Here is a 15,598-nt window from a genome sequence, read left to right on the forward strand (position 1 = left end):
GGTTCTCGCTCTTAGGGTTCGAGGGCTGGATCGACGGACAGCGTCCGGGCGCCACGGCTGCCCGCTACCACCAACGCGCCAGCGGCGGACTGGGTGGCACCGGCGACCGGGGTCGGTGCCGGTTGCCGCACCAGATGCAACTGCGCGCCCGTGCCCTGGCTGACCAGCATCTGCCCGCCCTGGGTGAACAGGCGATAATGGCCACGGGCGTCGATCAGGCCCGCGGTGATGCTGACGTGCAGGCCGGTGTCCAGTGCGGTCCAGCTCTGGCCGCCGTCGGTGCTGCGCAACACGTTGCCGCGCAGGCCGTAGATCAGCACTTCGCCTGGCTTGCCGAGCACGCCGAAGAAGCTGCCTTGATAAGGCGTCGGCACGGCATTGAAGCGCTGGGCACTGTCGTCCCACTTGAGCAGCAGGCCTTGCTCGCCAGCGATGTACAGGCTGTCGCCGGTAGAGGCGATGGCATTGAGGTGGAAACCCTGGGGGTTGTCGGTGCGATCCTGGAATGGCGTCCAGGTCAAACCACCATCGTCGGTGCGCAGGATCAGGTTGAATACACCGACCACATAGCCGGTCTTGTCGTTGGCGAACCAGACGTCGAGCAGCGGTTTGTCAGCGCCCTGATCGACTAGCTTCTGGCCCTCGGCGACCAGCAGCGGCCATTGCTCATTGCCAGGTTCGGCGCTGGCCAGCGCCGTGTAATGCTTGACCAGCAAGGCGCCGATCTGACGACCGTCGAGCTGCTTGCGCCAAGTCGCGCCGGCATCGCTGCTATGCAGCACCACGCCGTCATTACCCACCGCCCAGCCTTGGGTGGTGGTCGGAAAATTCACCGCAGTGAGGTCGGCACTGGCCGGTACGGCGGCCTGTTGCCAGTGGTTTCCCGAATCATCGGAAAACAGAATATGGCCACGCTGGCCGACGGTAATCACACGCCCACCGGCGCGGGTCATGCCGGACAACGGGCTGTTGATGGCCAAGGCACTGACACTGGCGGGCAGGTCCAGCACATCGACGTAATCGGCCGCCTGGGCGATACCCTGCGACAGGCCGAGCACAACGCCAAACGCGAGCTGCAACATATTATTTTTATACGAACACATACTGCGTCCTCTTCGGAAAACCGCGCCGGGGCACACATCCGTGTGCCTGACGTTCAAACCTTGCGCCCACCCGGTTCCACCGCCTCGTGAGCCGTGGACCGTGCAGGTAATGCCGTTGTAGGAGCGAGCTTGCTCGCTCCTACAACGCGGTTGGCTTAGCGAATACCGGCGCCGGCCAGGGATTCCGAAGACCACTGGGCCTTGGAGAGCGGCTCGATGTACTTGATGCCGCCGTAAGGGCCGACTACACCGTTGATGTTGTAGGAACCGCCGACCAGGTCGTAGATCATGAACGGCGTGGAGTCCGGAACCTGCTTGTCGTAGCTCTGGCTCAGGAAGGCGAAGGAACCGCGATAGAGCTGACCACGGGCGTCATATTGATCCGAGGCCAAAGCGGTCCAGCTGTCTTCGTCGAGGTAGAAGCGGCGCTTCTGGTAGATGTGACGAGCACCGGCCTTGAGGTTGCCTTCGACGACCCATACACGGTGTTTTTCCCAGCGTACGAAGTCCGGTGACAGGTGATTGGCAGTGGTCAGCGACTTCGGATCCTGCACGTAGGTCAGCTTGTAGGTGTTGTAAGGCACGATCATTTCCTGCTTGCCCACCAGCTTCCAGTCGTAGCGATCCAGCGCACCGTTGAACACGAACACGTCATCGTAGGTGCCCGCGCCAGCGGTACCCGGGTTAGGCGTGTCGTAGGCCAGGCTCGGAGCCAGCTTGACTCGACGCTGCCCCGGCAAGTACTGCCAGGCGCGACGCGGTTGCTGCAACGGGTTGGCGGCATCCTTGAGCATGATCGCCTCGCCGGCCCGGCGTGCTGGACCGGTGTATGCCAGCTTCATCTGGTAGTACACATCGGAACTGCTGATCGGCTGCGAGAGGTTTTCGTAGATCGGGTAGGAGATGTTCGCTTGCCCGGTGGTCGCCAGGCTCGCCACGCCGGCCGAGTCGACGTTCCAGGAGTCGTACTTGGAGCTGATGCTGACGCCTTGGTAGCGCAACAGGAAGTTCCACATCGCTTCATTGCCCGACTGCGGAATCGGGAACGGAATGCCCGGCAGCACGTTGTCGATGGCCAGGCCACCTTCCAGGGACTTGGCGCCGCTGGCGTTCTTCACGCCGTTATCCAGAATCGCTTGCGGCAGCGACACGGTGCGGTGCGTCGGGAACACGTCGACACGGAACGTCGGGAAACGCTTGGCCAGTTCTACCGTGGTCGCCGTGAGCAGGCCCTTGTATTGATCGACGTTCTTGCCGTCGATCACCAGTACCGGCTTTTCACTGGCAAACGGGTCCGGGCGCATGCTGTCGCCGGCCTTGAAGCTGGCCGGCGCAGTGGTCAAGCCACCGTTGTAGGCAGGAATGGAACCATCAGCGTTCCCGGCTTTTTCAGCCCCTACCATGGTCAGGCTGGTGCCGAGCTTGGCAGCTTCCTGAGTTGAAACAGCAGCCTGTGCCTGAGCGGCGAAGACCATGGCCAGCGAAGCGGCCAACACGGTTTTTACAAATTTCATGTTGTTATTCTCCTGCTTGCATTGAGCAAATCAGTGGTGAATCAGAATGTAGTTTTCATCGTCAGGTACACGGCGCCACGGTCCTCAGTCGTGGCACCACCTCCGGAAAAGGACGAGTAGCCGCCGGCGAAACAGGCGTAGTTTTCGTTGCCGCTAAAGGCGTTCGGGGTGGAGCCGTCGCCGCCGTTTGGGCCGGTACTCACACCGCTGGTGTTGCACTTGTCGGTTTGGCCAAAGGAGTCCACGTACTTCAGGTCGACAAAGTATTTGTTGTACACAACGGCGCCCACGCCCACGGCATAGTTGCCGGTGTCCTTGGCACCGCCACCGGAGACCGGCGACACACCGTCGAGACCGACGTTGACGGACATTGGTGCGTTGAGGTCGACACCCGGGAATACCTGGTACCAGGTCGGTGTGAAGTTGACTGCCAGACCCCAGTTGTCACGGGTCGGCGCGTCGATACCGCGATAGCTGTCCTTGCCCTTGTAGAGCGCTTCGTTCTTGCTATCGAGCTTGAGCAGGTTGCTGTAGTACAGCTCGGCAAGCACGGTGGCCTGATCGAACACCGGCGTTTTCGGCAGGGTCATCAGACCGTTGAGCGTCCAGTGCAGGGTGTCACCGGTGGCGCTCATGCTGTCGCCACGGCTCGGGGTGTCATAGACCACACCGGTAGCGTCCGTACGTGCAGGCAGCAGACCAAGCCCTTGACCCAGGCCCAGCGGGCTGCGGGTACTGACGATCGCCGGGATACTGGCCAGCGGCATGTTGTGACGAATGTTCAGGTCCGAACCCACGCTGATTCCACCCACGTCCTTGGACAAGCTCAGGCCAAGGATCTTGATGTTGTCGGCATAGGCCAGTTGATAGGTGGCGGTGTCCAGCGAATTGAGGGTGTTGATCACCGCAGGCACTTGCCCCGCCGGACGGGTGCCGTTCGGGTTGGCCGAGGTAATGCCCCTGGCGTCCAGAAAGGCTTGCGGCAGGATTTCCGAGGTTTCGCGGTAGTAAACGCCGAGGGTGCCATCCAGCCAGGCCGGTGACCACTTGGCCATGATGCCCCAGTCGCCGCTGCTGCCCGGTGTCAGGTCATGTCCGCGACGCACGTTGGTCAACGCGTTGCACGGCGCCAGGCCACAACCCAGCGGACTGCCAGGCACCACGGCGTTGGTGTTGCCGAGCAGGAACGATTGCGCACCAAAGCCGATCAGATCGGAACCACCGTAATAAGTGCCCGCTTCCGGCAGACGCGCGGCGTCCCAATCGAGGAAGTACTGGGCACCCACGGTCAGCTCGGGATTGACGGTGAACGACATCGACAACTGGTTACGCGGAACGAACAGTTCCTTGGCTTCGGTGCCCGGCGACGCGGCAAGCTTGGCCAGGTCGAGGCCGGACTGGCCATAGCTGACCGAGTGCACCGGGTTGAGAATGGTCTCGCCCCAGAACACGTTGTGCTGACCGGCCTTGACGCTGAACATCGACTCCTCGCCCACTTCGGTGCTGTAGAACACGAAGGCATCGAGGATTTCGCCCGAAGGGCCGCTGTAGTAGCGCTGGGCATAATTGCTCAGGTGCGGGCTGCCGTTGCCGACGTTGTCATGGGTGACCCCTGCCAGGCGCGGGTCGTTGGCGATCAGGCCCGAGGTCGATCCATTGCCGTTGACGAACGGGTTGGAGTTGGAGCCGGTGTTGTCATAGGCCTTGTCGTACCAGCTGGCGGCGCTGACGCGAAAGCCCATGGCGTTCTTGTAGACCACGTCCATCTCGGTCAACAGGTCGATACGGTTGGTGATGTTGGTACCGGCCTTGCGGAAGTTGTAGTCGCCGTCGTTGTTGTTCGGCGTTCCCAACATGCGCTTGTCGGCGCTTTCGGTGCGCACGCCGTAGTTGTACTTGATGGTGTTATCCACGCGTACGTTCCAGTCCGGATTCCCCATCTCGATCTCGGCCGCATGGGCCACCGGTACGATTGCCGCGAGAATGGCTGAGGCCAGCAAGGTGCAGCGTGGAGCGGTGAAGCCGTGACTCTTATTGTTGTGCATTGCGTTGTCTCCGCCTTTTTGTCTTTGTTTTAAGCGCAGCCGCCCTCGCACAAACCTCTTCGGGTTTGCGTTTAAGGAATGAGGGCAAAAGCCGGTTGGCGTACTGCCAGTCCAGCTCCTTGTACTAGCGATCCAGCTCCAGGATGAGTGCTTCAGCTTGCTGCCAGTGGCCAAATCCTGCGGCCGGATTGAGATGGCCGACATCGCCCAGATTGAGCAATTCGGCGCCCCAGCCTTCTGCCATGCGGGTGACCGCAGCAAGACTGGCCAGGTGATCATTGGTGCTGCCGGCCACGATGCTGCGAAATGGCAGCGGGCCTTGTGGCAGTGGATTCCAGCCCTGGTTACGCAGGGTTTCGGAAGACGGATAGTTTGCCGGCCAGACCGCATCGAGGTCCGGTGGCGCGGCCAGCAAGGCGCCCTTGATCGGACGGCTGTAGTGCGCGGCCCAGTGCGCGACCATCAGCACGCCGGCGCTGTGGGCCACCAGAATCACAGGGCCGTCGATTTGTTCGAGTTCGTGTTGAATCGCCCGCACACGGGCCATGCAATCGAGTTTGTCGGTCTCCAGCGGCGCAACACTGCGCACGTTGCTCAGCCTGGCGGCAAGCAATGTTTGCCAATGTTCGGCCACGTGCTCGCGCAGACCCGGAACGATCAGAATGGTGGCGGCTGTTTGCAGTTTGTCCACGGTCAACACCTTCGCTTTCTCGATAACTCGACTGGCTGTTTTCGCCAGGGGCTTTTTGTAGGGTCGACATTAAAGAGCGCCCACCCGAAGCGCTTTACATTGGACGTCATGCACTTTTCTTTTGATGACAAATTGTCGGACACTAGGACAGCGCGACCACTGGTCGAAAAATCCCGCAGGTTGGCGCAAGGTCACTGTAATCAACGGATGAGCGCCGGTGGTTCCATGCAGCGTAGAAGATTGGTGACCGGACAGCATGAAATCCATCAACGACATGACAACTGTTCAACTGTTGATACGCTGGATATAGTCGCCACGCTCACGCCAATCGCCATCGGCCCAGGGAAGACTTTGCATGACCAAGCTTGTTCGCGCCGCCGTCTTGACCAACTACCTGGAGGTCACCCAATACCTGGGTTTCAACCCGCGCGACGTGCTGGCCGCTGTCGGCTTGAGCAGGGCCCAACTGCAAGCCCCTGAACACCGTATCCAGATCGATGCCGCCGTGCGCTTGCTGGAAGACTCGGCCACCGCCAGCGGCTGCCAGACCTTCGGCCTGAGCATGGCCGAGTCGCGTCAGCTCTCGGACTTCGGCGTGGTCAGCCTGCTGCTCAGTCACCAGCGCACCCTGCGCGATGCTTTGCAGGTCGTGGTGGATTACCGACACCTGATGAATGACTCGCTGGCCATCTTCATCGAGGAGGCCGGCAAGATGGTGATCATTCGCGAAGAGGTGGTCACCGAAACGCCGATGCCCAGCCGTCAGGCCACGGAGCTGGCCATCGGTGTGATGTTCCGGCTGTGCTCGGCCCTGCTGGGCTCGCATTGGCATCCCTACAGCGTCAACTTCATGCACCAGCCACCGGACAACCTGCACCTGCACCGCCGCCTGTTCGGCTGCAACCTGGAGTTCGGCAGCGAGTTCAACGGCATCGTCTGCCCTGACATCAGCCTCGACATGACCAACCCCAACGCCGACCCGGCCATGGCCCGCTATGCCCAGGGCTACCTCGACTCGCTGCAGAACCACGAGGGCGCCTCGATGCTGTTCGAGGTGCGCAAGGCCATCTACCTGCTGTTGCCCATGGGCCGCGCCACCATCGAGCAGGTCGCCCAGAGCCAGGGCATGAACGTGCGCACCCTGCAACGCCGCCTCAAGGACGACAGTTGCGCCTTCAACGACGTGATCAACGACGTACGCCGCGACTTGGTGCTGCGTTACCTGGACAACCCGAACTACCCCCTCAGCCGCATTGCCGACATGCTCGGCTACTCGATGGCGAGTTCGTTTACCCGCTGGTTCATCAGCCAGTTCGGCATGCCGCCGGCGGTGTGGCGCAGCACGCATAAACCAGGCGCTGCAAAGCTTCAGGCAGATGCTGCGGGGCAGTCTGATCAGGAACAATCCTGAAAAGGCAGGCGCTGCATAAATGCCTTGAGTGCCAGGCAAAAAAAATTGTTCACGAAAAATCGGGAAGGTCGCTATTGATCTTCCTGAAAAATAACTCGCTATCGCCCTTCCCCTCCCCGCTTGATGATTTTGTTCGGCTGTTTAGTCCTGTAACTGCCTCCTGCGCACCGACGCGGCCAGCGAACCCGATTTGTAAAATCTCGCAGAATCAATCATTGCGCTAACTTGATATCGCTTCGAGCGGGCTTTCGCATGCTTCGGCGGGCCGAAAACTCCAAACTTTCAAACTTTGGAAGCGTCCTACGCCATTACCAGAAATCCCCTACATCCATTCTCGTCGCCCTCGTTAAAGCTTGCGAGCGCTTGAACGAGGATGACTTTTCCAGTCCCAGGGTCTCCCCCTGACCAGCGGCCAAACAGCTACTGTTGGCACAGCACCCGACGCCCAACATCACTGGAAATGTCGACCGGAGTTCGTTCCTGCGCAATCCCGTTTGCATAGCAAGGAGCGACATTCAACATGGCCAGTTTGCTTGCCCGACTGTTTGGCTTACGCGAGCCTCAACAGACCTCGCCGCCTGCGGTACCCCGTGCGCCGATCCTGCCGACGCCCGATACCCGGCTCCCTCCAACGCCTGCGAGCCCGCCGCCGCTGAAAAACTGGTGCCATCCGTTCAAGGACAAGGATGCGTCCAAGGACAACCCCAACCCGCTGCGGCAGCTGACCCACCTGGCCAAGGCCGGCGGCGGATACTACCCAATCGGTCGCAGCGGTCTGTTCCACGGCGGTATCCATTTCGACGGGGGCACCGCCGGCACCCTGGATCAATCCAGCGTCCGCTGCCTGGCCGACGGTGAAGTGGTGGCGTACCGCATTGACACGCACGCGCCGACCACACGTTATTTCATCGGCGAGATGACCATCAACAAACCGTTCTCGCGCAATTTCGTGCTGGTGCGTCATCGCCTGCAGCCGCCGAAGATTGTCGGCAGCACGGACATACCGCCCAGCCTGACCTTCTACAGCCTGTACATGCACCTTCAGGATTGGGCGAAGTACGAGCAAAACGATGCCATCGAGCGCCCCGGTTTCTGGCCCGCCAGTCCGACCCTGCGGGTCCCGCAAAACGCCAAGGACATTCGCCCGGGCTCGCTGGAACAGCGCGGCCTGAATGTGCGTCACCAGCCTTCCGAAGGCAAGATCATCGACTTCCTGCCGCGGGGTGCGCCGGTGACCGTTAGTGGCACGGGGGCCTACCGCAAACTGGAAAATCGCCTTGGCCCTGATGTCCTGATCACCGACGACGGGGCGCTGGCGGGCTACATCGCCGCCAAGCTGCTGCGCCCCCTCGGGGACAACGAGTACCGCATCACCTCGTCGGAACCGGCGGTGAATGTTCGCGTCGAGCCGAACCTGACGAGCGATGTCCATTTAAAATTGCCGACCGGCTCTGTCGTCACCGTTAGCGGCGAGGGCGATTTCCGCAAGCTGGAGCGTGTCCACCTCTACGTGCACTTTGCCTCGCTGCAAGGCGAGTTCGCTCCGCTGGCCACGGACCGCATCGTGGTACTCGACCAACCGGTGCCGATCCAGGCGGGTGCCTTGATAGGGCACTTCGGCGAGTACCAGAGCATGGGCGCAGATCGACCGGAGGAAAAACTGCACCTGGAAGTGTTCACCGGCGATGACGTCGATCTGTTCTTTGACGCCAGTCGAGACTGGGCCAAGCGCCTGCCGGCGAAAGAGTGCACCTGGATGAAGCTGGTCAAGGGCACGCCGGTGGTACCCCATGAAGAATGGGTCACGGGCGCGCGCCTGCAGGCGTCGAGTGACGCCAGCCCACGCAGCGCCGCCGACCTGTTAGTCCCCAAAAGCCTCCTGGATGGTCTGCCGCCCGAAAGAAAAATCCACGTGCCGGCGACCGAGTACCGCAAGGCCCGCAACTGGTATCGCCTGGACGGGCTGCTGCACGGTGCAGACCACAACCTGCTCGACGGCTGGGTGTGCGAAGAAGTCGACGTCACCCCGTGGCTCAGCCCGTGGTCGTGGGAAGGTTATGAGGTGATTTTCGACTACAGCACGCCGCGACAGGAAATGGCGTCGTTTTTCAGTGCTGTCGGCCGCTTTAACGAGGAGCAACGCGAGCGCTTTCGGCCCCTGGCCGAGAAAAACAACCACGGGCCGATGAAAAATCGCCTGTACGCCATCATCGACCGCAACCGCGACGGCAAGATCACTGCCGACGAACTGCAGGCGGCCCTGCGACTCCCTGCTCTGGCGCAAGCCATCTCGCAGATGGTCCTGCGCAAGGAAAGCGAATGGTTTCACCAGACGCAGAAGTGGGACGCGCTGGATGAACTGCTTGGCCACAGCGGCTCGACGCCGCACTGGAATTGGGAGGCGGAGAAGCAGCGGATCGAGCAGATCAGTTGGTGGAGTGAGGTGGCGGAGAAAGTGGGGTTGCCGGCGTGGGGGAGGCCGTATCACTTTCATCCGGTGGGAATGGTAGGACATTTCATCGGCGGCATTGCCTATCTCTTCACTATTGAAATGATGAAAAAAATATATTCGAAAGTTAGTCCGTCTGCACTTCCAACGATGCAATCAATAGCCGATGAACTGAACGAACACATCGAGCTTTACAAGCTTGACACTGAGCTCAGACGCGCCCACTTTTGGGCGCAAGTTATGCAGGAGACAGGACCAAAAATAAGCATAGAGGAATCGTTTGTTTATTCAAAACAAGGCTTGATTGGGACGTTTGGCTATTTCGGCAATCAACCTGAAAAGGCTGCTGTTTTAGGATATGCGAATAGAAATCAAAAAACTATTAATGCAGCCGGCGAACCAATCACCAGCACAGATTACGAAAAAATAGCGAATTATGCCTATGGGGGAAGACTTGGGAATGGGGGTTACGCTAGTGGTGATGGCTGGAAGTATAGAGGGCGCGGTTTAAAACAACTGACAGGAAGAAGCAATTACAATATGTTTCATAGCTGGCATCAAGCACACTGGCCCAATGATCCGGCAAACTTTGAGGAGCACCCGAATTTACTTCTAGAGACCAAATACGCAGTAAGGTCTGCAGCGTATTTTTGGGTGAAGCATTGCTTGTATGACATTGCAGATAGCGGGCCAACTGAAGATGTTGTAGATAGAATAACGGCCATTATCAATAAGCATACGGCCAGCTATCCTGAGCGACGAGAAAATTTCAAAAAAATATGGAGCGAAAAATGGCTTATTACTTGAGTAAGCTTTATTTACCAACCATGAGGGGTTGAACGGAATGCAGCATAAATCCATAGCCGCAAGACGATTTTTTAATGAAAAAATTAAACTCATTACAATCTCTTTATTTTTGACATCCGTCAGCGCTCATGCAAACTGGTACGTAATTGATAACTACGAAGGTAAAATAGGCTCGACCAATGTTCATGTTTCGCTACAGACATATGAACACTTTGGCAGCAACAACATAAGAGGCAGCTATTACTATGACAAATACTCCGCTCCAATCCCGCTGTATGGACAACGCACACCTACAACCATGAAACTTTGCGAAGTTCATAGCGACTGGGAGTATGAACTCGATGCAGGCCTCGAGAATGAAGATAAAATGCATCCCTGCCCGTTTACTTTGACAGAAAGCGATGATGGACTTAAGGGGATTTGGCAATACAAGGAGAGTACGTACAAGGTACTATTGAAGCACAGCAACTCACTAAACGGCGAATCAAATAAAATAAAAAGGCAAGAAGGCATAGAAATACCCTATTGGGGACAGACAGCGACACATAGCTTTATCGGCATATATAAAAAAAATGAAAATGGAATTTACATCGACAAAATAAACATACTAAACAAAACAACCGGGAAAACAGATCAGGCCATTAACCCTCAATCCCAAACTTGCGAGTTTGGATTTTATATGACCAGCATATACCAAAATATAGAGAGCGAAAAAAGCCAACCTCAGGTTCGACTTAACTGCTACAGCACAAAAAGCGACATTTCCAACAATTATAAATTCGACAGAGAAAGCCAAAAATTTTTATTGATCAAAAACCAGTAGTTATTAACTTTGCTGTACGAGCTTGACCAGAACGATTGAAATAACGCAAAAATACAAACTTTATATTACGAACCAACCAAGACTTAAAAAAACGGCGACTGCTGGGGCAGTCGCCGCGAAAGACCGATGTTTGTGACACCGATCTGGAGCCCCACGGCATGAGGAGTCAACGCCGCGTGGCCCTGCCATAACACGTCGTTCAGAGCCCCCAGCGCAGCAACAGCAGCACCAGCACGACGAGGAACACCGTCTCCCCGACCATCAGCAGAATCGGCTTGATACCGACCGCTGCCAGTTCCCTGAGCCGGGTCTTCATGCCCAGTGCACTGATGGAAATCACCAGGCACCAGCGCGACAACTCATTGACCCCGCCTTGCACCGCCGGCGCGATCCAGCCGGTGCTGTTGATGCAGGCCAGGATCAGAAAGCCGACGGCGAACCACGGCAACAGTGGCGGGCGTTTGCCGGTCGGGTCGGCGCCTTGCATGCGGGTGATCATTGCCGCGGTGACGATCACCGGCAGCAGCATCGCAACGCGCATCAGCTTGACCACCGTGGCCGTGTCGCCGGTCTCGGTCGACATGCTGTAGCCGGCGCCGACCACCTGAGCCACGTCGTGGATCGTGGCGCCGAGGAACACGCCCGCTACCTGCGGTGACAACTCCAGCCAGTTGGCGATCATCGGATAGACGATCATCGCCATCGTCGACAACGCCGATACGCCAATGACCGTGAACAGTGTGGCGCGCTCTTTCTGCGGATGGTTCGGCAGCGCCGCTGCCAATGCCAGGGCCGCTGAGGCGCCACAGATGGCCGTCGCGCCACCGGTGAGCATGCCGAACAGCCGCTGAAAGCCCAGGGCCTTGGCGGCGATCACAGACACGCTGATGGTCACTACCACCAGGATCACCACCAGCGCTATCGGCTTCCAGCCTAGCGCCGCCATTTGCTCCAGGGTAATGCGCATGCCCAGCAGTGCCACGCCGATGCGCAGCACCGTGCGGGCGGTGAACTCGATACCGGCCTTGCAGGGGCCGTCATCGGCGAGAAAATTCAGGGCCATGCCCAGCAGCAAGGCAAACAGCATGACCGGCGCACCGTAGTGCTCGGACAGAAACGACGCGGCGGCCGCGACAATCAGACTGACGATAAACCCCGGTGCCAGTTCGCGCGTGCGACTGTGGATACGGGTGAGAGCAATGGCGCTCATGGCGCGGACTCCTCGGATGCGATGATGATAAACGCCTGGCCGTCGATGATCTCGACCGGGTAGTTGGTGACTTTGACCTGCCTGGAATTGAGCAGGTAACCGCTGTGCAAATCGAAGCGCAAACCATGGGCGAGGCATTGAATCACCCGGCCTTCAAGACGCCCTCCGCAAAGCGAGGAGCCTTGGTGCGGGCAGCTGTCGTCAATGGCAAACAACTGCCCGTCGACGTTGAACAGCGCCAGGCTTTTGTCTTCGAACTCGAACAGCGCCCGGCCACCGGCCTGCGGGTGCTTGCCGGCTGGCACGGGAATGCGCCGGGTCATGCTGGCTGCCGCTCGCGATCACTTTCTTTCAGTGCCTGGCTCATGGCCCCGAGCAATGCCTCGGCAGGTTGCGCGCCCACGACCGTCATGCGGCGGTCGAACTGAAAACTAGGCACGCCACTGCTCGCCCCAGGCAAGCCTTCAAACGGCGTGGTGTCGCCCATCAGGCAATCGGCCATGGTCTCTGCATCAAAGCCGCAGGAGCGAGCGATGGCGAGCAAGGTCTCACGGCAGCCGAGGTCTTCGCCCTTCTGGAAGTAAGCGGCGAACAGGCGCTCGAGCAAGACGTCACGCTGGACAACATTGCCTAGCGTGCTGGCACGCTCGAGCAAACGATGGGCGTCGGCGGTGTTGGGCATCGTCGCGATGCGGGTCAAGTCGATGGCCAGCCCGACTGCCGAAGCCGCCTGCTGGACCTGGGCCTGACGTATGGCCACGGCGTCAGCATTGCCCAGACGCTTGCGGTAGAAATCGGCGAAAGGTTCACCTTCTACCGGTATCTGGGGCAGCAACTGCACGCCATGCCACACCGTGGTGATCTGCACATCCGGGTGGCGACTGCGAAACTGCACCTGCGCATGCTCCAGTTGGCGTTTGCCGATCAGGCACCAGGGGCAGATAAAATCGAAAAACACATCAATACGTAAACGACGACTCACAACTTCACCTCTATCCCGGCTTCACTGACAGGGTCAGGCACGCTCTGACCCTGAAGGCGGGCAATATCTTTGTGGTAATGACACTTGGCATAAAAGAACACCGCTGCCGCCGCGAGGCTGACCAGTGGCACCAGTTGAAACGCGGCATGCAGACCGATGAGGTCCGACACCCGGCCGGTGATGAACGGCCCCGGCGCCAGCCCCAGCATGTTGTTGGCCAGGGTCAGCGTGGCGAACGCCGTACCGTGCACCGAGTAATGGGTCAGGTTGGCGACCATCGCACCGGCGGGGCCAGTGGTACCGGTGGCAATCAGCATGCCCAGGCAGATCAGCAGCAGTTGCACTGGCCCTGCCTGCAAGGCAAAGGCCGCCGACAGCAACAGGCAACTGCCCAGGCAAAAGCCGATGGCCAGGCTGACCTTGCGCTCCGGCGAGTTGCGGCACAGCCGATCGCTGAGCATGCCGCACAGGATCATCCCCGCGCCGCTGCACAACACGATGATCGCCGCCATGCCACCGGCCTTGTCGGTAGGCATGTCGTAGTAGCGATTGAGGTAGCTGGGAATCCACACCATCACCGTACCGCCGACGAACAACTGCAAGCCGCTGCCGATGTAGGTCGCCACCACCGAACGGCTGGACCACAGCGTGCGCAGTGGGCGCTTGACCGCCGCGGCCGTCTTGTTCGCAATCTGCGCGGCACGTTGTGGCGCAATGCGCGCTTCCTTGACGATGAGCGGATAGAGCACCGCCAGAAACAGGCCAAACAGCGACATGCCGGCGAACGACCAGCGCCAGCCCAGCTTGGCGGCAATCGCACCGCCCAAAGCCATGCCCAACACCGAACCGAACATCCCGCCAGCCATGAAGGCACTGGCCAGGGTGGCGCGCATGTGTTTGGGGAACACCGAAATCACCACCGCGATGCCCACGCTGCCGTAGGCGGCTTCGCCGACGCCGACCATGAATCGCGCGATGAACATCTGCTGGTAGTCCTGGGCCAGCGCGCAACCCAGGGTCGCCACGCTCCACAGGAACGCCATCAGTGCCAGGCTCTTGACCCGGCCGAAACGGTCGGCCATCAACGACAGGGGAAACGTCAGCAGGCCGACCATCAGGGCAACGATGCCGCTGAGCAAACCGAGCTGTCCGTCGCTCAACGACCACTCAGTCTTGAGCAGGGGGAATACCGCGTTCAGTACCTGACGCGACATGTAATCGGAAATCAACAGGCCGAACGTCAAGGCAAAGACGATCCAGGCATATTGGCGCGCAACGCCGACTCCGCTGGAGTCGTCATCGTCAGCGGCGATTGGGTGAAAGGCCATGCAGCCTCCTCAAGAGCTTTGTTTTATTTTTGTTATCAAGCGTGTAACGGTCAGGCGGACGAGAGGTCACGGCCTCTCGTCCCGACCCTCGGTCAACCGCGTTGCGGAGTACCTTTCTGCCCAGCCTTGCGGTTGGGGGCCATGCCATTGGCCAACAGGGTTTCTTCGATGGTTTCGTACTGCACGCCGATGCGGTAGATCTCGCGGGCTTCTTTGCCGGTGGCGATTTCACGGCCCAGTTCATGGGCAATTCGCACGGTTTGCTGGATCTGTGCAACCGAGCCGAAACGGTCGCCCTTGTGGTCAATGATAGTGTCTTCATTGCCCACACGCGGGTGCATGCCCATGGCCATCGACATGGTGTTGAACGGCATGACGTTCTTGAGCAGCGACTCGGATGTCAGGGTGCAACCGTCCGGCGCGCGGTGGATGAAGTTGAAGAAGTTGAACGGGTTCGGGCCGTCGAAACCGCCGCCGATGCCGATCCAGGTCAGGTTCAGCGGGCCTTTGTAAACGCCACGGCGCACCAGGCGCTCGAGGGTTTCCATGGCATGCATGCCGGTCAACTGGAAGTGTGGCTGGATGCCGTTGTCCATCAGGCGCTTGAGGTGCTCGGCAACCCAGCCCGGACCTGCCGGTACGGTCATTTCGCTGTAGGCGGCGTGGATCAACGGGTTGTCCAGAGAGGTGCCTTTCAGGTACTCCGGATACAACAGCTCCATGATGTTCATCTGGGTGGTGTTGATCGCGACCGTGACCTGATCCGGTTTCGGCGTCAGCTCGGCCAGCATGTGGCGAGTGTCGTCGGACAGCCACTTGGCCGCTTCACCATCGCTTTCGGGGGCGAAGGAAATCGAGCCGCCGACCTGGATGATCATGTCTGGCACGGCTTCACGCACACCGGCGATCAGCTCGTTGAACTTCGACAGGCGCTTGGAGCCCTTGCCGTCCAGTTCACGCACATGCAGGTGCAGCACGGTGGCGCCGGCTTCGTAGCATTCGACCGCTTTCTGGACTTGCTCATCCATGGTCAACGGGATGTCTTCCGGGAAGTCTTCAGGCATCCACTCCGGGCCGTACGGGGCCACGGTAATGACTACCTTTTCCATGTTTTCCGGGTGCAGAGAATCGTCGAAAAATTGCATGGTTACTCCAGTTCTTATGCCAGTTCTTATGATTGTCTCGCCCACCCGGGGTCGTGCCGGGCAGACGTGTTTACGAGTGCGAATGCAGGT

General features: G+C 59.3%; 12 protein-coding genes. 3 read left to right on the top strand and 9 right to left on the bottom strand.

The features are described from left to right. Positions 1–11 precede the first annotated feature (11 nt). The 4 genes from KGB07_RS28645 to KGB07_RS28660 form a co-directional block, all read right to left on the bottom strand. Positions 12–1,103, bottom strand: coding sequence for a WD40/YVTN/BNR-like repeat-containing protein (locus tag KGB07_RS28645; RefSeq protein WP_046040249.1), 1,092 nt, complete (start codon positions 1,101–1,103; stop codon positions 12–14). 155 nt (positions 1,104–1,258) lie between these two features. Next, the gene (locus KGB07_RS28650) at positions 1,259–2,617 is read right to left on the bottom strand and encodes a DUF1329 domain-containing protein (RefSeq protein ID WP_223467391.1); all 1,359 of its coding nucleotides are present in this window, start codon (positions 2,615–2,617) and stop codon (positions 1,259–1,261) included. A 41-nt stretch (positions 2,618–2,658) separates the two neighbouring features. Next, complete coding sequence (locus KGB07_RS28655) at positions 2,659–4,662, bottom strand: DUF1302 domain-containing protein (RefSeq protein ID WP_223467393.1); 2,004 nt, start codon at positions 4,660–4,662, stop codon at positions 2,659–2,661. Between the two features lie 124 nt (positions 4,663–4,786). Continuing rightward, positions 4,787–5,353 carry an RBBP9/YdeN family alpha/beta hydrolase gene (locus KGB07_RS28660; RefSeq protein ID WP_223467395.1) on the bottom strand — a complete coding sequence of 189 codons (567 nt, stop codon included), beginning with the start codon at positions 5,351–5,353 and terminating at the stop codon, positions 4,787–4,789. A 355-nt stretch (positions 5,354–5,708) separates the two neighbouring features. On the opposite strand from KGB07_RS28660, the gene KGB07_RS28665 reads away from it, so the two are divergent. The 3 genes from KGB07_RS28665 to KGB07_RS28675 all read left to right on the top strand — a co-directional run bounded on the left by KGB07_RS28665 (position 5,709) and on the right by KGB07_RS28675 (position 10,843). Next, positions 5,709–6,764, top strand: coding sequence for an AraC family transcriptional regulator (locus KGB07_RS28665; RefSeq protein WP_223467397.1), 1,056 nt, complete (start codon positions 5,709–5,711; stop codon positions 6,762–6,764). A gap of 520 nt (positions 6,765–7,284) precedes the next feature. Continuing rightward, entirely contained in the window at positions 7,285–10,020 is a 2,736-nt protein-coding gene (locus KGB07_RS28670) for a hypothetical protein (protein WP_223467399.1), read from the top strand. Between the two features lie 37 nt (positions 10,021–10,057). Then, the gene (locus tag KGB07_RS28675) at positions 10,058–10,843 is read left to right on the top strand and encodes a hypothetical protein (protein ID WP_223467401.1); all 786 of its coding nucleotides are present in this window, start codon (positions 10,058–10,060) and stop codon (positions 10,841–10,843) included. Between the two features lie 199 nt (positions 10,844–11,042). Here KGB07_RS28675 and KGB07_RS28680 read toward each other — a convergent pair whose 3' ends face one another. The 5 genes from KGB07_RS28680 to KGB07_RS28700 all read right to left on the bottom strand — a co-directional run bounded on the left by KGB07_RS28680 (position 11,043) and on the right by KGB07_RS28700 (position 15,508). Next, positions 11,043–12,053 carry a YeiH family protein gene (locus tag KGB07_RS28680; protein WP_223467403.1) on the bottom strand — a complete coding sequence of 337 codons (1,011 nt, stop codon included), beginning with the start codon at positions 12,051–12,053 and terminating at the stop codon, positions 11,043–11,045. Then, positions 12,050–12,376 (bottom strand): Rieske (2Fe-2S) protein, encoded by a 327-nt coding sequence (locus KGB07_RS28685; RefSeq protein ID WP_046040240.1) that lies wholly within the window; start codon positions 12,374–12,376, stop codon positions 12,050–12,052. The genes KGB07_RS28680 and KGB07_RS28685 overlap by 4 nt, the downstream gene beginning before the upstream one ends. Further along, positions 12,373–13,035: a DsbA family oxidoreductase gene (locus tag KGB07_RS28690; protein WP_046040238.1), complete on the bottom strand. Its 663-nt coding sequence runs from the start codon at positions 13,033–13,035 to the stop codon at positions 12,373–12,375. Before KGB07_RS28690 ends, KGB07_RS28685 begins: the two co-directional genes overlap by 4 nt. Next, on the bottom strand, positions 13,032–14,363 hold the full coding sequence (locus KGB07_RS28695) for an MFS transporter (RefSeq protein ID WP_046040237.1): 1,332 nt from the start codon (positions 14,361–14,363) through the stop codon (positions 13,032–13,034). Before KGB07_RS28695 ends, KGB07_RS28690 begins: the two co-directional genes overlap by 4 nt. A gap of 92 nt (positions 14,364–14,455) precedes the next feature. Next, a complete protein-coding gene (locus tag KGB07_RS28700; protein WP_046040235.1) occupies positions 14,456–15,508 on the bottom strand; it encodes a 3-keto-5-aminohexanoate cleavage protein in 1,053 nt (350 codons plus the stop codon). Positions 15,509–15,598: the final 90 nt, after the last annotated feature.

The sequence above is a fragment of the Pseudomonas sp. GL-RE-26 genome (assembly GCF_019956275.1).
GTDB lineage: Bacteria > Pseudomonadota > Gammaproteobacteria > Pseudomonadales > Pseudomonadaceae > Aquipseudomonas > Aquipseudomonas grandcourensis.